Annotated in this window: 11 protein-coding genes; 9 read left to right on the top strand and 2 right to left on the bottom strand. The window is 74.3% G+C overall.

The features are described 5' to 3' along the window. The first annotated feature begins 179 nt into the window (after positions 1–179). From NDAS_RS03430 to holA, 5 genes are all read left to right on the top strand, one after another. Positions 180–1,154: a hypothetical protein gene (locus NDAS_RS03430; protein WP_013151742.1), complete on the top strand. Its 975-nt coding sequence runs from the start codon at positions 180–182 to the stop codon at positions 1,152–1,154. Between the two features lie 326 nt (positions 1,155–1,480). Continuing rightward, positions 1,481–1,750: a 30S ribosomal protein S20 gene (rpsT, locus tag NDAS_RS03425; protein WP_013151741.1), complete on the top strand. Its 270-nt coding sequence runs from the start codon at positions 1,481–1,483 to the stop codon at positions 1,748–1,750. Between the two features lie 993 nt (positions 1,751–2,743). Beyond that, positions 2,744–3,670 carry a helix-hairpin-helix domain-containing protein gene (locus NDAS_RS03420; protein ID WP_013151740.1) on the top strand — a complete coding sequence of 309 codons (927 nt, stop codon included), beginning with the start codon at positions 2,744–2,746 and terminating at the stop codon, positions 3,668–3,670. Positions 3,671–3,676: 6 nt separating this feature from the next. Beyond that, positions 3,677–6,022, top strand: coding sequence for a ComEC/Rec2 family competence protein (locus NDAS_RS03415; RefSeq protein WP_013151739.1), 2,346 nt, complete (start codon positions 3,677–3,679; stop codon positions 6,020–6,022). 172 nt (positions 6,023–6,194) lie between these two features. Next, the gene (holA, locus tag NDAS_RS03410) at positions 6,195–7,157 is read left to right on the top strand and encodes a DNA polymerase III subunit delta (protein ID WP_013151738.1); all 963 of its coding nucleotides are present in this window, start codon (positions 6,195–6,197) and stop codon (positions 7,155–7,157) included. A gap of 42 nt (positions 7,158–7,199) precedes the next feature. On the opposite strand, the gene NDAS_RS03405 is transcribed toward holA, so the two are convergent. Both NDAS_RS03405 and hflX read right to left on the bottom strand, forming a co-directional pair. Next, complete coding sequence (locus NDAS_RS03405; RefSeq protein ID WP_013151737.1) at positions 7,200–8,408, bottom strand: amidohydrolase family protein; 1,209 nt, start codon at positions 8,406–8,408, stop codon at positions 7,200–7,202. A 446-nt stretch (positions 8,409–8,854) separates the two neighbouring features. After that, entirely contained in the window at positions 8,855–10,393 is a 1,539-nt protein-coding gene (hflX, locus tag NDAS_RS03400; protein WP_013151736.1) for a GTPase HflX, read from the bottom strand. A 330-nt stretch (positions 10,394–10,723) separates the two neighbouring features. Between hflX and aceB the strand changes: the two genes are divergently transcribed. The 4 genes from aceB to NDAS_RS03380 all read left to right on the top strand — a co-directional run bounded on the left by aceB (position 10,724) and on the right by NDAS_RS03380 (position 16,542). Further along, positions 10,724–12,328 (top strand): malate synthase A, encoded by a 1,605-nt coding sequence (gene aceB, locus NDAS_RS03395; protein ID WP_013151735.1) that lies wholly within the window; start codon positions 10,724–10,726, stop codon positions 12,326–12,328. Between the two features lie 147 nt (positions 12,329–12,475). After that, a complete protein-coding gene (locus NDAS_RS03390; RefSeq protein ID WP_013151734.1) occupies positions 12,476–13,957 on the top strand; it encodes an FAD-linked oxidase C-terminal domain-containing protein in 1,482 nt (493 codons plus the stop codon). Positions 13,958–13,992: 35 nt separating this feature from the next. Next, positions 13,993–15,192: an FAD-binding oxidoreductase gene (locus NDAS_RS03385; RefSeq protein WP_013151733.1), complete on the top strand. Its 1,200-nt coding sequence runs from the start codon at positions 13,993–13,995 to the stop codon at positions 15,190–15,192. Positions 15,193–15,219: 27 nt separating this feature from the next. Further along, positions 15,220–16,542, top strand: coding sequence for a (Fe-S)-binding protein (locus tag NDAS_RS03380; protein WP_013151732.1), 1,323 nt, complete (start codon positions 15,220–15,222; stop codon positions 16,540–16,542). The last annotated feature ends 110 nt before the right edge of the window (positions 16,543–16,652 follow it).

The following is a 16,652-nucleotide window of genomic DNA, read 5'->3' as shown; positions in this document are numbered from 1 at the left end:
AGCGGCCCGTGGGGCAGTATGGGGCGCGGGCGCGGGTCTGGTGTCCAGATTATGTGACCCGGGACCGGGAACGGGCCGTGCTGGCAGGCACCGGGCGCGCGCCGCCGCCGTTGAGGGTGGTGGCGGGCGACGGGCGGGCGGGGAGCGCCCGCGGTCGGGGACGTGGGAGGAGCGGGCGGTTGAAGTGGCTGTTGACACGGTTGCTGGCGGGTGTGGCCGCGATCGCGGTCGTGGTGGCCGGCGCGGGGGCCCTGCTGGCCTTCCAGTTCTCGGGTGAACCGGCGCCGTGGGCGGTCTCCCGGGGCTCCGACGCGGCCTGGGTGGGCTCCTGGGAGGACACCGGTCCCCTGGCGCGGGTGCTCGACACCGGCGGGGTGGACACGGTGTACGTGTACGCGGGCGAGATCGACGCCGAGGGCGCGGTCGAGCGGGTGGAGGACACCGGTTCCCTGCTGTCCTGGCTGGAGCGGGAGTACCCCGACGTGCGCGCGCTGGCGTGGCTGCGGCACGTGGAGAGCGGGTCCTCGCTGCTGCGGGACCGGCTCGACGAACAGGCCCGCGCGGCGCTCGCCCCGGCGGTCGCCGGGGTGGCTTCGGACGGGTTCGCGGGCGTGCACCTGGAGATCCGCCCGGTGACCGTCAACGACCCGTCGATCCCCGCGCTCATGTCGATGGTGCGCGAGGAGCTGGGCGGGGAACCCGTGCTGTCGGTGCAGGCCCACCACGTGGAGCTGGTGCCGGGCGGTCGGATGCCCTCCTTCGTCATGGAGCGCGAGGAGAGGTACTGGTCCAAGGGCTACCTGGACCGGGTGACCGAGCACGCCGACGAGGTCGTGCTGCCGGGTGTGGGGGCGGGAATGCCCGGCGACGCGCTGTACGGCGGGTTCATGGTGCGGCAGGTGACCGAGGCGGTGACCGCCCTGCGCGCGCGTGAGGGCGTGGCGGTGCGGTTCGGGCTGCCCACGTACGGCGGTGGCGAGTGGGCGCCGGAGGAGGCGGACGAATCGTTGGCGACCGCGCTGGAGGCCGTCCGGCTGGGCGTGACCGAGGCCGATCCGCCGGAGGGGATGACCCTGGGGGTGGCCTTCTACCTGGGGGACGAGGCGACCGAGGAGGACGTGACGGCCTACACGGAGGGGTGGCTGCTGTCCTAGGGAAAGACGACGGCGGGGCTTGAGGGCCGCTGAGAACAAGAGGCCGCGGGAGTGACCACAGGTAAAGCTTGCAGGCCCCTGCCGCGAAAGCCCGGGGCTGGTGAGGTCCTCCGAGGGCATTTGAGGGCACTTGAGGGCACGAGCGGTATCCCGTGTGAGGCATACTGGAAGTCCGTGTCTCGGACTTCCACATTGGCCTCGGGCCCTGTGGACTCACACACCCTGCGTCGGCGCCCACGCCGGCCCCTCGCGGAACGGCTGCCCGCGGGTCGGGCCGCCTGGTCCGGTCGGCGCGATGACCAAGATCAACTGGAGCACGTTTTCGCATGGCGAACATCAAGTCGCAGAAGAAGCGCATTCGGCAGAACGAGAAGGCTCGTGTCCGCAACCAGGCGGTGCGCTCCTCGCTGAAGACGGCCGTCCGCAAGTTCCGTGAGGCTGCCGAGGCCGGGGACGTCGAGAAGGCCACCGTCGCCCAGCGCGCCGCCGCTCGCGCGCTGGACAAGGCCACCAGCAAGGGCGTCATCCACCAGAACCAGGCCGCGAACCGCAAGAGCGCGATCGCCAAGCGTCTGCACTCCCTGCAGTCCGCCTGAGACTGAGGCTCGACCCGGCCCGGTGCGCACGCACCGGGCCGGGTTTTTTCGTGCGCCGGACGATGCCGCCCACCGCCGTCCGCGCAGGTCGAGGAGGCCCGGGCGGGAGTTGTCCACAGCTTGGAATCGGCTGCTGACACAGCGTTTCCGGCTTCCTAACGTGGTCTTATGACTGTTCAGCGCCGCAACCGGCGCCACTCCCCCTCGACCGACCAGCAGGACCGACTCCGCGCGCTCACCCTGGACGCCTCACCGGCCGCCCGGCGCCTGCGCGCGCGTATCCCCCGCTCGCACGCGCAGCCCGCGCCGCCTCCCCGTGGTGTCCCGGCGATCCCGAGCGCGCCGTACGCGGTGGCCGGGACGCACGCCCCGTACCGTCCGGCGGCGTCTGGCGGCGCACCCTGCCCGGAGGGCACAGGCCGTTCCGAGGCCGCGCCCCGCCGAGGTCCGGTCACCGGCCCCCAGCGGCCGGAGGCCCACGAGGGCGCCGTGACCTGGTCTCCGAGCCCGGGCCAGCGGGGCGGGAGCGCCTCCGGTGACCGCCCGGGCCGGAGGCAGGCCAGGCCGGTCGCCCCGGGGACGACCGCCGCCGGGGAAGAAGGCCGGTTCTCGGCCCGGTCCGCCCCGGATCAGGCTGGAAGGCGTCGGCCCCCGGGAAGCGCCGAGGCCGATACCCATCGGCCTCCGGACGCGCCGCCCGCTCCCGGCACGGGTCCCGTGCCCTCGAAGGCCTGGCCCGAGCGCCACCCCGACGACCTGCTCGGCGTGACCGCTCCCCCTCGTTCCGCCCCGGGCAGGTCTGCGGCCGTGCGGGGTCCGTCCGAGGGGAGCCGGACTGGAGAGGCGACGGTACCCGTCCCGCGGACCTCGGGGGAGAACCGGGGCGGACAGGCGGCCCTGCCCGGCCCATGGACCTCGGAAGGGAACCGGAACGGGAAGGCCACGGCGACCGCGCCACGGCCCTGCGTGGTGAACCGGGAGGGGGAGGCGACCGTGCCCGCACCGCGGACCTCGGGGGAGAACCGGGGCGCGAGGACCGCAGGGCCCGTCAAGCGGGACACCGGGGAGGAGCCGGACCCCGGGACCGCCCTGTCCGCCCGACGTGCCGGCACGTCGGAGGGCGCACCCGGTCCGGAGCCGTGGCCCGACCCGGCAGAAGGACGGCACCGGCGCCCGGAGCGCCCGCCGTCGGGGTACGCGGAGTTCGACCCCGAGCCGTCCGGCTCGCTCCTGGAACGGCTGGCACTGCGATGGCCGCCGCGGGCGGCGCTGTCCCGTCGGGCGGTGATCGTCCTGGCCGTGCTGGGCGCCCTGGCCGTCGTGCTGGTGCTGACGCTGTACCACCGGCCGACCACGGTGCCCGCACCCGAGATGGTCACCCGTGCCGCGCCCGTGCCCGCGGCGGAGGGCGACGGCGCTCGGTCCCCTGCGCTGGAGGCGGGGGCGCAGGCCGGGGACGCGGACGCCGGAGCGGCCGGGGACGCGGCGCCGAAGGATGACCTCGTGGTGCACGTGGGCGGTGAGGTGTCCGCCCCCGGGCTGTACACGCTCCCGTCGGGGTCGCGGGTGGCCGACGCCGTGGAGGAGGCCGGTGGCGCGCTACCCGACGCCGACCTCGACCTGCTCAACCTGGCCCGTCCGCTGGTGGACGGTGAACAGGTCCTGGTGGGCGTCCCCGTGCCCGCGGGCGCGGGCGTCACCGGGAGCGGTCCCCAGGGGGCCGGAGGGCTGGTGGACATCAACCGGGCGGACCGGGCCCTACTGGAGACCCTGCCCGGGATCGGCGCGGTGATCGCCGACAACATCGTCTCCTACCGCGAGGAGCACGGCCCCTTCCGGAGCGTCGACGACCTGCTCAACGTGGACCGGATCGGCGACAAGACCCTCGCCGACCTCCAACCCCACGTGACGGTGGGGTGAGCGGCGGTGACGACATGGCTGGGGACGGACGCCTACGGGCTGGACGAGCCGCCCGACCTGCGCCTGCTGGCGCCCGCGGCGACGGCCTGGCTGGCCGCGCTGGCGGCGCTCTCCGCCCCGCCGTGGGCCGCGTGGTCCCTGGCCGGGGTCGCGGGGGCCGGTGCGGCGGTGGTGCTCCTGGCGGCGGCGCGTCCGCCGCTGGAGGCGGTGGCGCTCACCGCCGCGGCGTCGCTGGCCTGTGCGGCCACGGTGGCGGCGGTGGCCGGTGTGCAGGTGCACCGGGTGGAGCGGAGCGCGGCCGGGGAGGCGGCGGAGCAGGGGCGCGAGGCGGAGTTCGAGGCCGTGGTGACGTCCGATCCGCGCCCGCGGTCGGGGACTCCCCGGCCGGGCAGGGCGGGCTGGGTGATCGACGCCCGTACCGCGTGGGTGCGGTCCGGGGGGACCGAGCGGGCGTCCGCGGCGCCGGTGGTGGTCCTGGCCTCGGAGGAGGAGTGGCGCGAACTGCTGCCCGGGCAGACCTTCCGGGCGCGGGGCGTCTTCCTCGGCACGGAGGACGATCCCCTCACCGCCGCCCTGGTCCTGGTGCGCGGGCCGCCGGAGGAGGTGGGGCGGCCCGGGGGGCTGCAGAGCTTCGCCGGTCTGGTGCGGGAGCGGCTGCGGGAGGCCTCCTCGGGGCTGTCCCAGCCCGAGGCCGGGCTCCTTCCCGCGCTGATCGTCGGCGACGCGTCCGGGGTGCCGCCGGAGACCGCCGAGGACTTCCGGGAGACCGGGATGACGCACCTGCTGACCGTCTCGGGGGCCAACCTGGCGGTGCTGACCGGCTTCGTGCTGGCGCTCACCCGGCTGCTGCGGACGCCCCCGTGGTGCTCGGTGGCGGGCGGCGCGGCGGTGATCTGGGTGTTCGTCCTGGTGTGCCGCCCGGAGCCGAGCGTGGTACGCGCGGCGTTCATGGGGTCGCTGGGTCTGCTGGCGCTGGCCACGGGGCGCGCCCACGCGGGGCTCGGTGCGCTGGCCGTCACGGTCGTCGGGGTGCTGTTCGTCGCGCCGGGGCTGGCCGCCTCCTTCGGGTTCGCGCTGTCGGTGCTGGCGACCGCGGGCATCCTGCTGCTGGTGCCGCCGTGGACGCGGGCGTGGTCGGCGCGCCTGCCGCGTCCGGTGGCGGAGGCGTTGGCGGTGGCCCTGGCCGCGCAGGTGGCGGTCTCGCCCGTGCTGGTCCTGCTCTCGGGCGAGCTGTCGTGGATCGCGGTTCCGGCCAACGTACTGGCCGCTCCGGTGGTCGCGGCGGTGACGGTGGCGGGGACGGCGGTGGCGGCACTGGCGGTGGTGTGGCCGGGGGCGGCGGCGGTGGCCGCGCACCTGCCCGGGCTGGGGGTGTCGTGGATCGCGGCGGTGGCCGGTGCGGGCGCGCGGGTGCCGCACGGCGCGCTGGCGTGGCGGTCGGACCTGGTGGGAGGGCTGGTCCTGGCCGCCGTGCTGGCGGCGCTGGTGTTCACGCACGGGCGGTTGCGCCGTGTCGTGGCCGCCGTGGTGGCGGCCGTGCTGCTGCTGGCCCTGGCCGCGCGGTGCGTGCCGGGCGGATGGCCGCCCCCGGGGTGGGCCCTGGTGGCGTGCGACGTGGGCCAGGGCACCGCGTTCGTGCTGTCGGCGGGCCCGGGCTCGGCGGTGGTCGCCGACACCGGCGAGGACCCGGACCGGGTGGACGACTGCCTGGGGCGGCTGGGAGTGCGCGAGGTCGCGCTGCTGATCCTGAGCCACGACCACGCCGACCACGTGGACGGAACGCCCGGGGTGCTGCGGCACCGGAGCGTGGGGGCCGCGCTGGCGCCGCCGGGGTTCGGGGAGAGCGGCACGGGGCGGCTGCTGGCCGAGGCCGGGGTGCGGTTGTTGGAGGCCGCGCGGGGTCAGCGGCTGCGGGTGGGGCCGTGGCTGCTGCGCGTGCTGTGGCCCGAGCCCGGCTTCACGGGTTCGGTGAACGACTCCTCGGTGGTGGTCCGGGCGGACGGGACGGCGCTGACGGTGCTGCTGACCGGTGACATCGAGGAGGAGGCGCAGGGAAGGCTGCTGGAGGGACCGAACGCCGACCTGTTGCGGGTGACCGTGCTGGCCGTGCCCCACCACGGGGCGGGGAGCCAGGAACCGGCCTTTCTGGAGGCCACCGACCCGGTGGTGTCGGTGACCTCGGTGGGCGCGGACAACACCTACGGGCATCCGGCGCCGTTCACGTGGAACATCCTGGAACGGGTGGCGCGGGTGAACCTGCGCACCGACCGGGACGGGGACGTGGCCGTGTTGGACGGCGGCGGTTCCGGGCCCGGGCAGGCCGTGGTGCGCGGGCCCGACCCCGCACGGTAGGAGACGGAGCCGTGGAAAGCAGCGCGGCGGAGGACAGCACGGTAGGGGGCCACGGGAGGAGCCGGGTACGGGGCTCACCGGTCACGGGCGGTGCGGACGAGGGGGCGGTAGCGCGTCCGCCGACCGCGCGACGGGCGCACGGCTGGTCGGTGGGGCGTGGCATCCTCTGTGTATGCCTGCACCCGCCCTGCTCACGATCATCGTCGGGGACGAGGAACTCCTCGTCGACCGTGCCGTCGCCTCCGTCGTCGCGGCGGTCCGCGAGGCCGATCCCGGCGTGGACGTCCACGACCTGGTGCCCGCCCAGGTGGGGATGTCCACACTCGTCGAGGTGACCTCGCCCTCGCTGTTCGGCGACCGGCGGGTGGTGGTACTGCGCTCGTCCCAGGACCTGACCAAGGACCTGGCGGCGACCGTCACCGACTACCTCGGGGACCCTGCCGACGACGTCAACCTCGTGCTCACCCACGCGGGCGGCAACAAGGGCAAGGCACTGCTCCAGGCCGCGGTCAAGGCGGGCGCCCACCGTGTGGACTGCAAGGGGCCGAGCAAGCCCGCCGAACGGGTGGCCTTCGTCAAGGGCGAGTTCTCCCAGGCGGGGCGCCAGATCACCGCCGACGCCGCGCAGGCGCTGGTGGACGCGGTCGGCAGTGAGCTGCGCGAGATCGCGGCGGCCTGCACCCAGCTGATCGCCGACACCGAGGGCCGGGTGGACGCCGCGGCGGTGGCCAGGTACCACTCCGGCAGGGCGGAGGCCTCGGGGTTCACCGTGGCCGACCGCGCCGTGGAGGGGCGCCTGCCCGAGGCGCTGGAGCAGTTGCGCTGGTCGCTGGCGGTGGGTACCGCCCCGGTGCTCATCAACAGCGCGCTGGCCGGTGCGGTGCGCGGCATAGCCGTGGCCGCCCAGCCGCCGCGCGGCATGTCCGAGGCGGATCTGGCCAAGCGCGCCAAGGTCCCGCCGTGGAAGCTGCGGACCCTGCGTCAGCAGGCGCGGGGGTGGAGCCCGGCGGGGGTCACCCGGGCCATGGCGGTGGTCGCCGAGACCGACGCCCTCATCAAGGGCGCCGGACGCGACCCCGAGTACGCGCTGGAGCGGGCCGTCATCGAGATCGCCCGGGCCCGCGGCACGCGTTAGCGGCAGGCTCGAAGGGCCGCTTCGGGCGCCGGCGGCGACGCCTCAGCGGATGGTCCTGCCGCCCTGCCACACCCGCAGGGTGTTGAGGCCCATCGACCAGGCGAAGGCGCCCTCGTGGTCGGCGTCCCACTGGACGAGGTCGGCCAGGCTCCCGGGCGCGAGCACGCCCCGGTCGGTCAGGCCCAGGGCGCGTGCGCTGCCCACCGTGGCGGCGTACAGGGCCTCCTGCACGGTCATCTCGAACATGGAGATGGCCAGCGAGATCACCAGCGGCATCGACATCGTGCCCGACTGGCCGGGGTTGTGGTCGGTGCCCAGCCCGATGGGCACGCCGTGGTCGAGCAGCGCCCGCACCGGCGGGGTGCGGCGCTCGTGCAGCGAGGTCGTCGGGCAGGCCACCACCGGTGTGCGGGTGGCGGCCAGCGCCAGGACGTCCTGCTCGTCGGTCTCGTGCAGCAGGTCCACCGAGGAGCAGCCGATCTCGGCGGCCATGCGCACGGCGCCGTGCCGGGGGCGCGAGCAGGCGTGCAGGGTGGTGCGCAGCCCCGCGGACTGGCCCACCCCCAGCAGCATGCGGGCGTCCTCGGTGGTGAACTGCTGGTTGTCGCAGTACACGTCCACCCCGTCGGCACCGGCCAGCGCGGCGTCGCTGAGCCAGGAGGCGGCGGTGGCCGCGTACTCCCTGGGTCTGCCGAAGAACTCGGGCGGCACCCCGTGCGCGGGGAAGAAGGTGACGTGCAGGCGCGGCATGCCCGGCTCCTCCTCCAGGGAGCGCAGCAGGCGCACGTCGGCCAGTTCGCCGTCCCTGGTCAGGTGGTAGCCGGTCTTGGCCTCCACGGTGGTGGTGCCGGTCAGCACCCAGTGCCGGAGCCGTTCGCGGACCGCGTTGCACAGGGTCCAGGGATCGGTACCCCGGGTGATGGTGACGGTGGTGGAGACACCGCCCCCGGCCGCGAAGATGTCCCCCTTGGAGGCGCCCTTGGCCCACATGTTGACCTCGGCGTAGCGGTCCCCCGCGTACACCGGGTGGCAGTGGGCGTCGATCAGCCCCGGGGTGATCATGCCGCCGCCGATGTTGACGACGTCGTCGACGTCGGTGAGGTCGTCCACCACGCCCGGAATGCTCTGGGGGAGCTCGGCGGCGGGCCCGACCCAGGCCACCCGGTCGTCGTCCATCAGGAGCGCGGCCTTGGTGATCAGCTCGCTCCCGGTCCACAGCCGACCGATGTTGCTGAGGAGTACCGCCGTCATGGGGTCGTCCGCCCTCGCCGGTCAGGTCCGCCGGTGCGGCTGCGGGACACGGTCGTGGGATACACGGGCGGACATGGCGACCTCGTATCTGGAGCGGTCCGACAGAGCCGGTGGGGAGCGGCCTGCGGCCGCCGCGGTGCCGTGACAGTGGCAGAGGGGTCGGCTGTCGCGGGACAGCAGCCACTGTCGGCCAGTGCTCCAAAACCGTAGTCCATCCGCGGACTCCGTGTACACCTCCCCGGGAGGACTAATAGGACGCCCTCCCAACAAAGGTCACGGGCACACCGGGTGATCGGTGCCACCGGCGACCTCGGTGAGCTGGGTGTTCGCGTGTGCCCGCCTCACCGGGGCGCGTTCGTGCGCCGTCGGGACCCGCCCCCGGACACGGCGAGGCCGGGGCGCCCCGTGGGGAGCGCCCCGGCCGTGCGCGGCGGACCGCGCGTGCCTCAGGCCGTGCTGGGCGTGTACTCGTCGAGTCTGCCCGCGAGCAGGGCCGGCACGAAGGCGTGGATCGCCGTGCCCTCGGCGGTGTGCTCCTCGCTGAGGATGCGCCCCTCCTCGTGGATCCGGGCGATGAGGTCGCCCCGCGAGTACGGGACGAGCGCCCGCACCTCGTGCGCCAGCTCGGGCAGCGCCGCGGCGACCGCCTCCACCAGCGCGGGAACGCCCTCGCCGGTACGGGCCGACACCTCGACCATGTCCGGGTAGCGGGTGCGCAGCGCCTTGAGCACGTCGGGGTCGGCGGCGTCCACCTTGTTGACCACGATGAGCTCGGGCACGTCACCGGCGTCGATGTCGGCGAAGACGTGCCGGACCGCGCTGATCTGGCTCTCGGGGTCGGGGTGGGACCCGTCGACCACGTGCAGGACCAGGTCGGAGTCGGCGACCTCCTCCAGGGTGGAGCGGAAGGCCTCCACGAGCTGGTGCGGCAGGTGCCGGACGAAGCCGACGGTGTCGCTGAGCGTGAACCCGCGGCCGTCGGGCGTGCGGGCCTGGCGCACGGTCGGGTCCAGGGTGGCGAACAGGGCGTTCTCGACCAGGACTCCGGCGCCGGTCAGCCGGTTGAGCAGGCTCGACTTGCCCGCGTTGGTGTACCCGGCGATGGCCACGGACGGCACCGAGCGGGTGCGCCGGACGTCGCGCTTGACGTCGCGGGCGGTGCGCATGTGGGCGAGCTGGCGGCGCAGCTTGGCCATCTTGTCGTTGATGCGCCGGCGGTCGGTCTCGATCTTGGTCTCACCCGGGCCGCGCAGGCCCACGCCGCCGCCCGCGCCACCGCCGCCGGAGCCGCCCGCCTGACGGGACAGGGCGTCACCCCAGCCGCGCAGTCGCGGCAGCAGGTAGCTGAGCTGGGCGAGTTCGACCTGGGCCTTGCCCTCGCTGCTGCGCGCGTGCTGGGCGAAGATGTCCAGGATCAGGGCCGTGCGGTCGATCACCTTGACCTTGACCACGTCCTCCAGCTGGCGCAGCTGGCCGGGGGTGAGTTCCCCGTCGCAGATCACGGTGTCGGCGCCGGTGGCCTCCACGATGTCGCGCAGCTCGGCGGCCTTGCCCTTGCCGACGTAGGTGGCGGGGTCGGGCTTGGACCGACGCTGGGTGACCCCCTCCAGCACGAGCGCGCCCGCGGTCTCGGACAGGGCGGCGAGCTCGGTGAGCGAGTTGTCCGCGTCGGCCTGTGAGCCGCTGGTCCACACGCCGATGAGGATGACGCGCTCCAGCCTCAGGGAGCGGTACTCGACCTCGGTGACGTCGGTGAGTTCGGTGGACAGTCCCGGAACCCGGCGCAGCGCGTGGCGCTCGGCGAGTTCCATCTCGCCCTGGTCGGGGGCGTTGTCCGGGTCGTCGTAGCGGTCGCCGCCGGTGGCCTTGGCCTCGCGGGACGCGTCGTGTGCGTCGACCCCGTCCCCGACGGTGATCGCCTCGCGGAACGCGTCCTCGGCCTCGTGGCCGTCGTGGACGCTTCCGCGGGTGTCAGCTGTATTCATATCCCTCCAGGTGGGTCAACGTGGCCGCCGCCGCGATTCTTCCCGCGACCGGGCGGTGGCGGGCGCCCTGTCGATGGTGGCATCTCACCTTCGCGAGGGCACCTGAATTATCGCAGGGCACGGCGGGCACGACACTCCACGGGATCGGGGCCGGATCCCGTGTCCGTCCCGACGACGGGCGCCGAAGTCGCGGGAGAAGTTTTTGCGACCTTCCCAACCAGGGAAACTCCCCGGTCAGTGAGACACGCGCGACGTTGACCGTCCGCGAACCGGACGGTAGCTTCGTTTTCCACATACCAAAAGCTTATTTCGTATTGCGGAAGGTTTTCCATGGGCGCCACGCACGGGGTCGAGATCACCGGCCCCCTCCACGAACGGTTCGACGAGATCCTCACCGAGGACGCCCTCGCCCTCGTCGCCGAGCTGCACCGCGCCTTCGAGGCGCGCCGCCAGGAGCTCCTCGAAGCCCGGGCGGCCAGGCAGGAGCAGATCTCGGCCGGGGCCGACCTCGACTTCCTCCCCGAGACCAAGCACATCCGTGAGGACGACAGCTGGCGGGTCGCCCCTCCCGCCCCGGGCATCACGGACCGCCGCGTGGAGATCACCGGCCCCACCGACCGCAAGATGACCATCAACGCGCTCAACTCCGGCGCCAAGGTGTGGCTGGCCGACTTCGAGGACGCCAACACCCCGCTGTGGGAGAACATGATCGGGGGCCAGCTCAACCTGCGCGACGCCCTCGACCGCACCATCGACTTCACCTCCCCCCAGGGCAAGACCTACGCCCTGAAGGAGGACGGCGAGCTCGCCACCGTCGTCGTGCGCCCGCGCGGCTGGCACCTGGACGAGAAGCACGTCCTCGTGGACGGCCAGCGCGTCAGCGGCGGCCTGCTGGACTTCGCCCTCTACTTCTTCCACTGCGCCCAGCGCCAGATCGACAAGGGCAGGGGACCCTACTTCTACCTGCCCAAGATGCAGAGCCACCTCGAGGCGCGCCTGTGGAACGACGTCTTCGTCCTGGCCCAGGAGCGCCTGGGCATCCCGCGCGGCACCATCCGCGCGACCTGCCTCATCGAGACCATCCCGGCCGCGTTCGAGATGGAGGAGATCCTCTACGAGCTGCGCGAGCACTCCGCGGGCCTCAACGCGGGCCGCTGGGACTACCTGTTCAGCATCATCAAGACGCACCGCACCCGCGGCCGCAGGTTCCTGCTGCCCGAGCGCAACGCCGTCACGATGACCGCGCCGATGATGCGCGCCTACACCGAACTGCTGGTCAAGACCTGCCACAAGCGCGGCGCCCACGCCATCGGCGGCATGGCGGCCTTCATCCCCTCCCGCAGGGACGAGGAGGTCAACAGGACCGCCTTCGCCAAGGTCCGCGACGACAAGTCCCGCGAGTCCGGCGACGGCTTCGACGGCTCCTGGGTCGCCCACCCGGGTCTGGTCCCGGTGGCCATGGAGGTCTTCGACGGCGTCCTGGGCGAGCGCCCCCACCAGATCGACAAGCAGCGCCCCGAGGTCGAGGTCTCGGCCGAGGACCTGCTGGCCGTGGACAGGACCCCGGGCGGCGTCACCCTCGCGGGCCTGCGCGGCAACGTCAACGTCGCCCTGCAGTACCTGGCGACGTGGATGGGCGGCAACGGCGCGGTGGCCATCCACAACCTCATGGAGGACGCCGCGACCGCCGAGATCTCGCGCTCCCAGGTCTGGCAGTGGCTGCACAACGACATCACGCTCGACAACGGCCCCAAGGTCACCGCCGACCTGGTCCGGGGGATCATCGACGAGGAGCTCGCCGCCATCCGCGAACAGCTGGGCGCGGACTTCGACGAGGACCTGTACCAGCAGGCCGGCGAGCTGTTCACCGAGGTGGCCCTGGCCGACGAGTACGTCGACTTCCTGACGCTGCCCGCCTACGAGCGCATGCCGTAGCCCGGCATTGATTTCATAAGACGGAAGGCAACTTCCACTGCACCCCTTGCCTAGGCGAGGGGTGCAGTCGTACGTTCACCTTGCGAGGTCGCGTCCGCCAGCGGGCGGGACCGTCCGTGTCCGCGCAGGTGGAACCGGGAGGCGCCCATGTCCGAGACCGATACGGCGCAGGCGGCCGTGGCCGGGCTCGTCCCGCGGCTGCGCCGGATCTGCGGCGAGGACGGTGTCCTCACCGACGCGGCCCAGCGCCGCACCTACGAGAGCGACGGGCTGCCCCACCACCGCGCCCTTCCCGGCGTCGTGGTGCTGCCCACCACCGCCGACCAGGTCGCCGCCGTCGTGCGCCTGTGCGCCGAGAACGGCGTGCCCTTCGTCCCGCGCGGCGCGGGCACCGGCCTGTCCGCGGGAGCGCTCCCCCACACCGAGGGCGTCCTGCTGGTCACCTCGCGCATGCGCCGCGTCCTGGAGATCGACGTCGAGAACGAGTGCGCGGTCGTCGAACCCGGTGTGGCCAACCTGGACGTCACCCGCGCCGCCGCGCCCCACGGCTACTACTACGCGCCCGACCCCTCCAGCCAGCAGGTGTGCTCCGTGGGCGGCAACGTCGCCGAGAACTCCGGCGGCGCCCACTGCCTCAAGTACGGGTTCACCGTCAACCACGTGCGCGGCCTGGACATCGTCACCCCCTCCGGCGAGCAGGTGAGCCTGGGCGGCAAGAACCCCGGCGCGCACGGCTACGACCTCGTCGGGGCCTTCGTCGGCTCCGAGGGCACCCTGGGCGTGGCCACCCGGATCACCGTCGGCCTCACCCGGTCGCCGGAACGCACCGTCACCCTGCTGTCGGCGTTCGCCTCGATGGACGCGGGAGGCCGTGCGGTCAGCTCCATGATCTCCGCCGGGGTGCTGCCCTCGGCCGTGGAGATGATGGACGCGCTGGCCATCGAGGCCGCCGAGAGGGCCGTGGCCTGCGACTACCCCGCGGGCGCCGCGGCCGTGCTGGTCGTGGAGCTGGACGGGCCCGCCGCGGAGGTCGAGGCCCAGCTCGCCGAGGTCGTCCGGCTGTGCGCGGAGGCGGGCGCCTTCGAGACCCGCACCGCCAGCGACGCCGACGAACGCGCCCGGATCTGGAAGGGCCGCAAGTCGGCCTTCGCCGCCGTCGGCCGGATCAGCCCCGCCTACATCGTCCAGGACGGCGTCGTCCCGCGCACGGCCCTGCCCGAGGTGCTGCGGCGCATCACCGAACTGTCGGCCGCCTCGGGCATCCGCGTCGCCAACGTCTTCCACGCCGGGGACGGCAACCTGCACCCGCTCGTGCTCTTCGACGACGCCGAGCCGGGCGCGGCGGAGCGGGCCGAGGAGGTCTCCGGCGCCATCCTCGACCTGTGCATCGAGCACGGCGGCTCCATCACCGGCGAGCACGGGGTGGGCGTGGACAAGGCGTGCAAGATGCCGCGCATGTACGGCCCCGACGACCTGGCCACCTTCGACCTGTTCCGCCGGGCCCTGGACCCGGACGGGATCGCCAACCCGGACAAGCTGCTGCCCACCCCGCGCCTGTGCGGTGAGCGGCCCGGGGTGCGCACGGGGGTGCACCCGCTGGTGGAGGCGGGAAGGGCCGAGCAGTTCTGAGGCGCGGACGGACCACGAACACGGGGGGAGAACGCGTGACGCTCGTCGAGGGGCCGAACGCCCGGGACGGGGCCCTGCGGGAGGGGACCGACGCCGACGCGGTGGGCGGCCTGGTCCCCGCACGCGTGGCGCGTCCCGCCGACACCCGGGGCCTGGCCCGGGTCATGGCGTCCGCCGCCCGGGAGGGGCTGACCGTCGTCGCGCGCGGCGGGGGCACGGCCCTGGACTGGGGCGGTCTCCCGCGCGGGCTGGACCTGCTCGTGGACACCGCCGACCTGTCGTGGACCGAGCACATCGCGGGCGACCTGGTGGTGGAGGTGGGCGCGGGGACCCCCGTGGCCGAACTGTACGACGTGCTGGCCGCCGCCGGGCAGCGGCTGTCGGCGGACCCCGTGCGCGTGGGCGGCACCGTGGGCGGGATGGTGGCCACGGGCGTGAGCGGTCCGCGCCGCCTGCTCACCGGGGCGCTGCGCGACCTGGTCATCGGGATGACGGTGGTGCGCGCCGACGGCGTGGTGGCGCGCAGCGGGGGCCGGGTGGTCAAGAACGTGGCCGGGTACGACCTGGCCAAGCTGCACACCGGCGGCCTGGGCACCCTGGGCGTGATCGCCTCGGTGGCCTTCCGCCTGCACCCGCTCCCCCGGGCCCTGCGCGTGCTGACGCTCCCGGCGTCCCACGCGGAGCACGCCGAGCGCCTGCTGACGGCGCTGCGCGGGTGCACGGCGACGCCCGCGGCGGTCGAACTGGACTGGCCCTCGGCGAGCCTGCGGGTGGTGCTGGAGGGCACCCCGGACGGCCTCGGGGCGCGGACGGCCGAGATCGCCGCGGCCGCCGGCGCGGAGCCCGACGTGGCCGACGCCCTGCCCGAGGGCTGGGGCGTGCTGCCCGCCGAGGGCACGCTCGCCCTGGTGTCGGTGCCGCCCGCCGAGAGCGTCCGGGCCGCGGTGCGGGTGCACGAGCTGTCCGGCGCGGGCGTCACCGGCTCGGCCCGGGCGGGGGCGCTGTACGCGTCCTTCCCGCCGGGCACAGGAGCCGCCGAGGTGGCGGCCGCGCTCGACGGCGTGCGTTCGGTGCCCGGCTGGACGATGACCCTGCTGCGCGCGGAACCGCACGTCCACGCCGCCGGTGTGGACCTGTGGGGCGAGGTGCCCGGACTCCCGCTGATGCGGGCGGTCAAGGACTCCCTCGACCCCGGACACCGCCTGGCCCCCGGGCGCTTCGCGGGCGGCATCTGAACACGTGCGAACACCCTGGGAGGGCCCGTGACCGACCCGACGACCGCGGACGAGCGCGACCGGCTGTTCTCCGATCTGCTCAACGACTGCGTCCACTGCGGTTTCTGCCTGCCCACCTGTCCCACCCACGTGCTGTGGGGCCAGGAGATGGACTCGCCGCGCGGGCGGATCCACCTGATGGCGCAGACGCACACCGAGGACGTGCTGACCGAGACCGCGGTCGGGCACTTCGACAACTGCCTGGGCTGCCTGGCGTGCGTGTCCGCCTGCCCGTCGGGGGTGGCCTACGACGCGCTCATCGACACCACCCGGCACCGGGTGGAGAGGGAGCACGAGCGGACCGCGGGCGAGCGGGCGCTGCGCGGGGCGATCTTCGCGCTGTTCCCGTACCGGCGCAGGCTGGGGCTGCTGCGCGGGCCGCTGCGCGCCTACCAGGCCAGCGGCGTCTCCTCGCTGGTGCGGCGCACGGGGCTGCTGGAGCGGGTCTCCCCCGCCCTGGCCACCATGGAGCGCATCTCGCCGCCGCTGTCGTCTCCCCCTCCCGCGCTGCCGGAGCTGGTGCCCGCGGTGGGGCGGGCGCGGGCCCGGGTGGGCATGCTGGTGGGCTGCGCGCAGGGGGCGTTCTTCCCCGAGGTCAACACCGCGACCGCGCGGGTGCTGGCTCTGGAGGGCTGCGACGTGGTGATCCCCCGCGCCCAGGGCTGCTGCGGGGCCCTGTCCGGGCACGCCGGGCGGATGGAGGAGTCGGCCGACCTCGCCCGGAGCCTGATCGAGGTGTTCGAACGCGAGCGGGTGGACCGGATCGTGGTCAACTCGGCCGGGTGCGGGTCCAGCATGAAGCACTTCGACCGCACCCTGACCGAGGCGGGCGCGGACCCGGCCTGGGTGCGCCGGGGGCGGGCCCAGGCCGAGCGGGTCGCGGACCTCACCGAGTTCCTGGTGGAGCTGGGGCCGCGGGCCGAGCGCCATCCCCTCCCCCTGCACGTGGCCTACCACGACGCGTGCCACCTCTCCCACGGCCAGGGCGTCACCCGGCCGCCCCGGGCCCTGCTCGCGGGGATTCCGGAGCTGCGCGTGTCCGACCTGCCCAACGGCGAGATCTGCTGCGGCTCGGCGGGGGTGTACAACCTGCTCAAGCCCGGGGCCGCCCGCGAGCTCGGCGACCGCAAGGGGCGGGACGTGGCCTCCACCGGCGCCGACGTCCTGGTGTCGGGGAACCCGGGGTGCTCTCTCCAGATAGCCTCCGCCATGGACCGCGCGGGTTCTCCGGTGGCGGTGACCCACACCGCGCGGGTGCTGGACGCCTCCCTGCGGGGGCTGACCGTGGCGCGGTTGCTGGGACGCCGCTGAGCCGACCCGCCCCCGCCCTGGTGACGCACACCACATACGTTCCGGCGGTTTTCCCGTCCTCCCCCCGAACAACGGCCGCTCCGGCGACACAAGGGGGAGAGAGGAGCTGC

It is taken from the genome of Nocardiopsis dassonvillei subsp. dassonvillei DSM 43111, assembly GCF_000092985.1.
Classification (GTDB): Bacteria; Actinomycetota; Actinomycetes; order Streptosporangiales; family Streptosporangiaceae; genus Nocardiopsis; species Nocardiopsis dassonvillei.
Note: the sequence above shows the minus strand (reverse complement) of the source record. Positions and strands in the feature narration are given on the sequence as shown.

Coding starts and splice junctions, on each gene's coding strand:
- rpsT (WP_013151741.1), top strand. CDS start 1,481: ATGGCGAACATCAAGTCGCAGAAGAAGCGCATTCGGCAGAACGAGAAG.
- holA (WP_013151738.1), top strand. CDS start 6,195: ATGCCTGCACCCGCCCTGCTCACGATCATCGTCGGGGACGAGGAACTC.
- NDAS_RS03405 (WP_013151737.1), bottom strand. CDS start 8,408: ATGACGGCGGTACTCCTCAGCAACATCGGTCGGCTGTGGACCGGGAGC.
- hflX (WP_013151736.1), bottom strand. CDS start 10,393: ATGAATACAGCTGACACCCGCGGAAGCGTCCACGACGGCCACGAGGCC.
- aceB (WP_013151735.1), top strand. CDS start 10,724: ATGGGCGCCACGCACGGGGTCGAGATCACCGGCCCCCTCCACGAACGG.
- NDAS_RS03390 (WP_013151734.1), top strand. CDS start 12,476: ATGTCCGAGACCGATACGGCGCAGGCGGCCGTGGCCGGGCTCGTCCCG.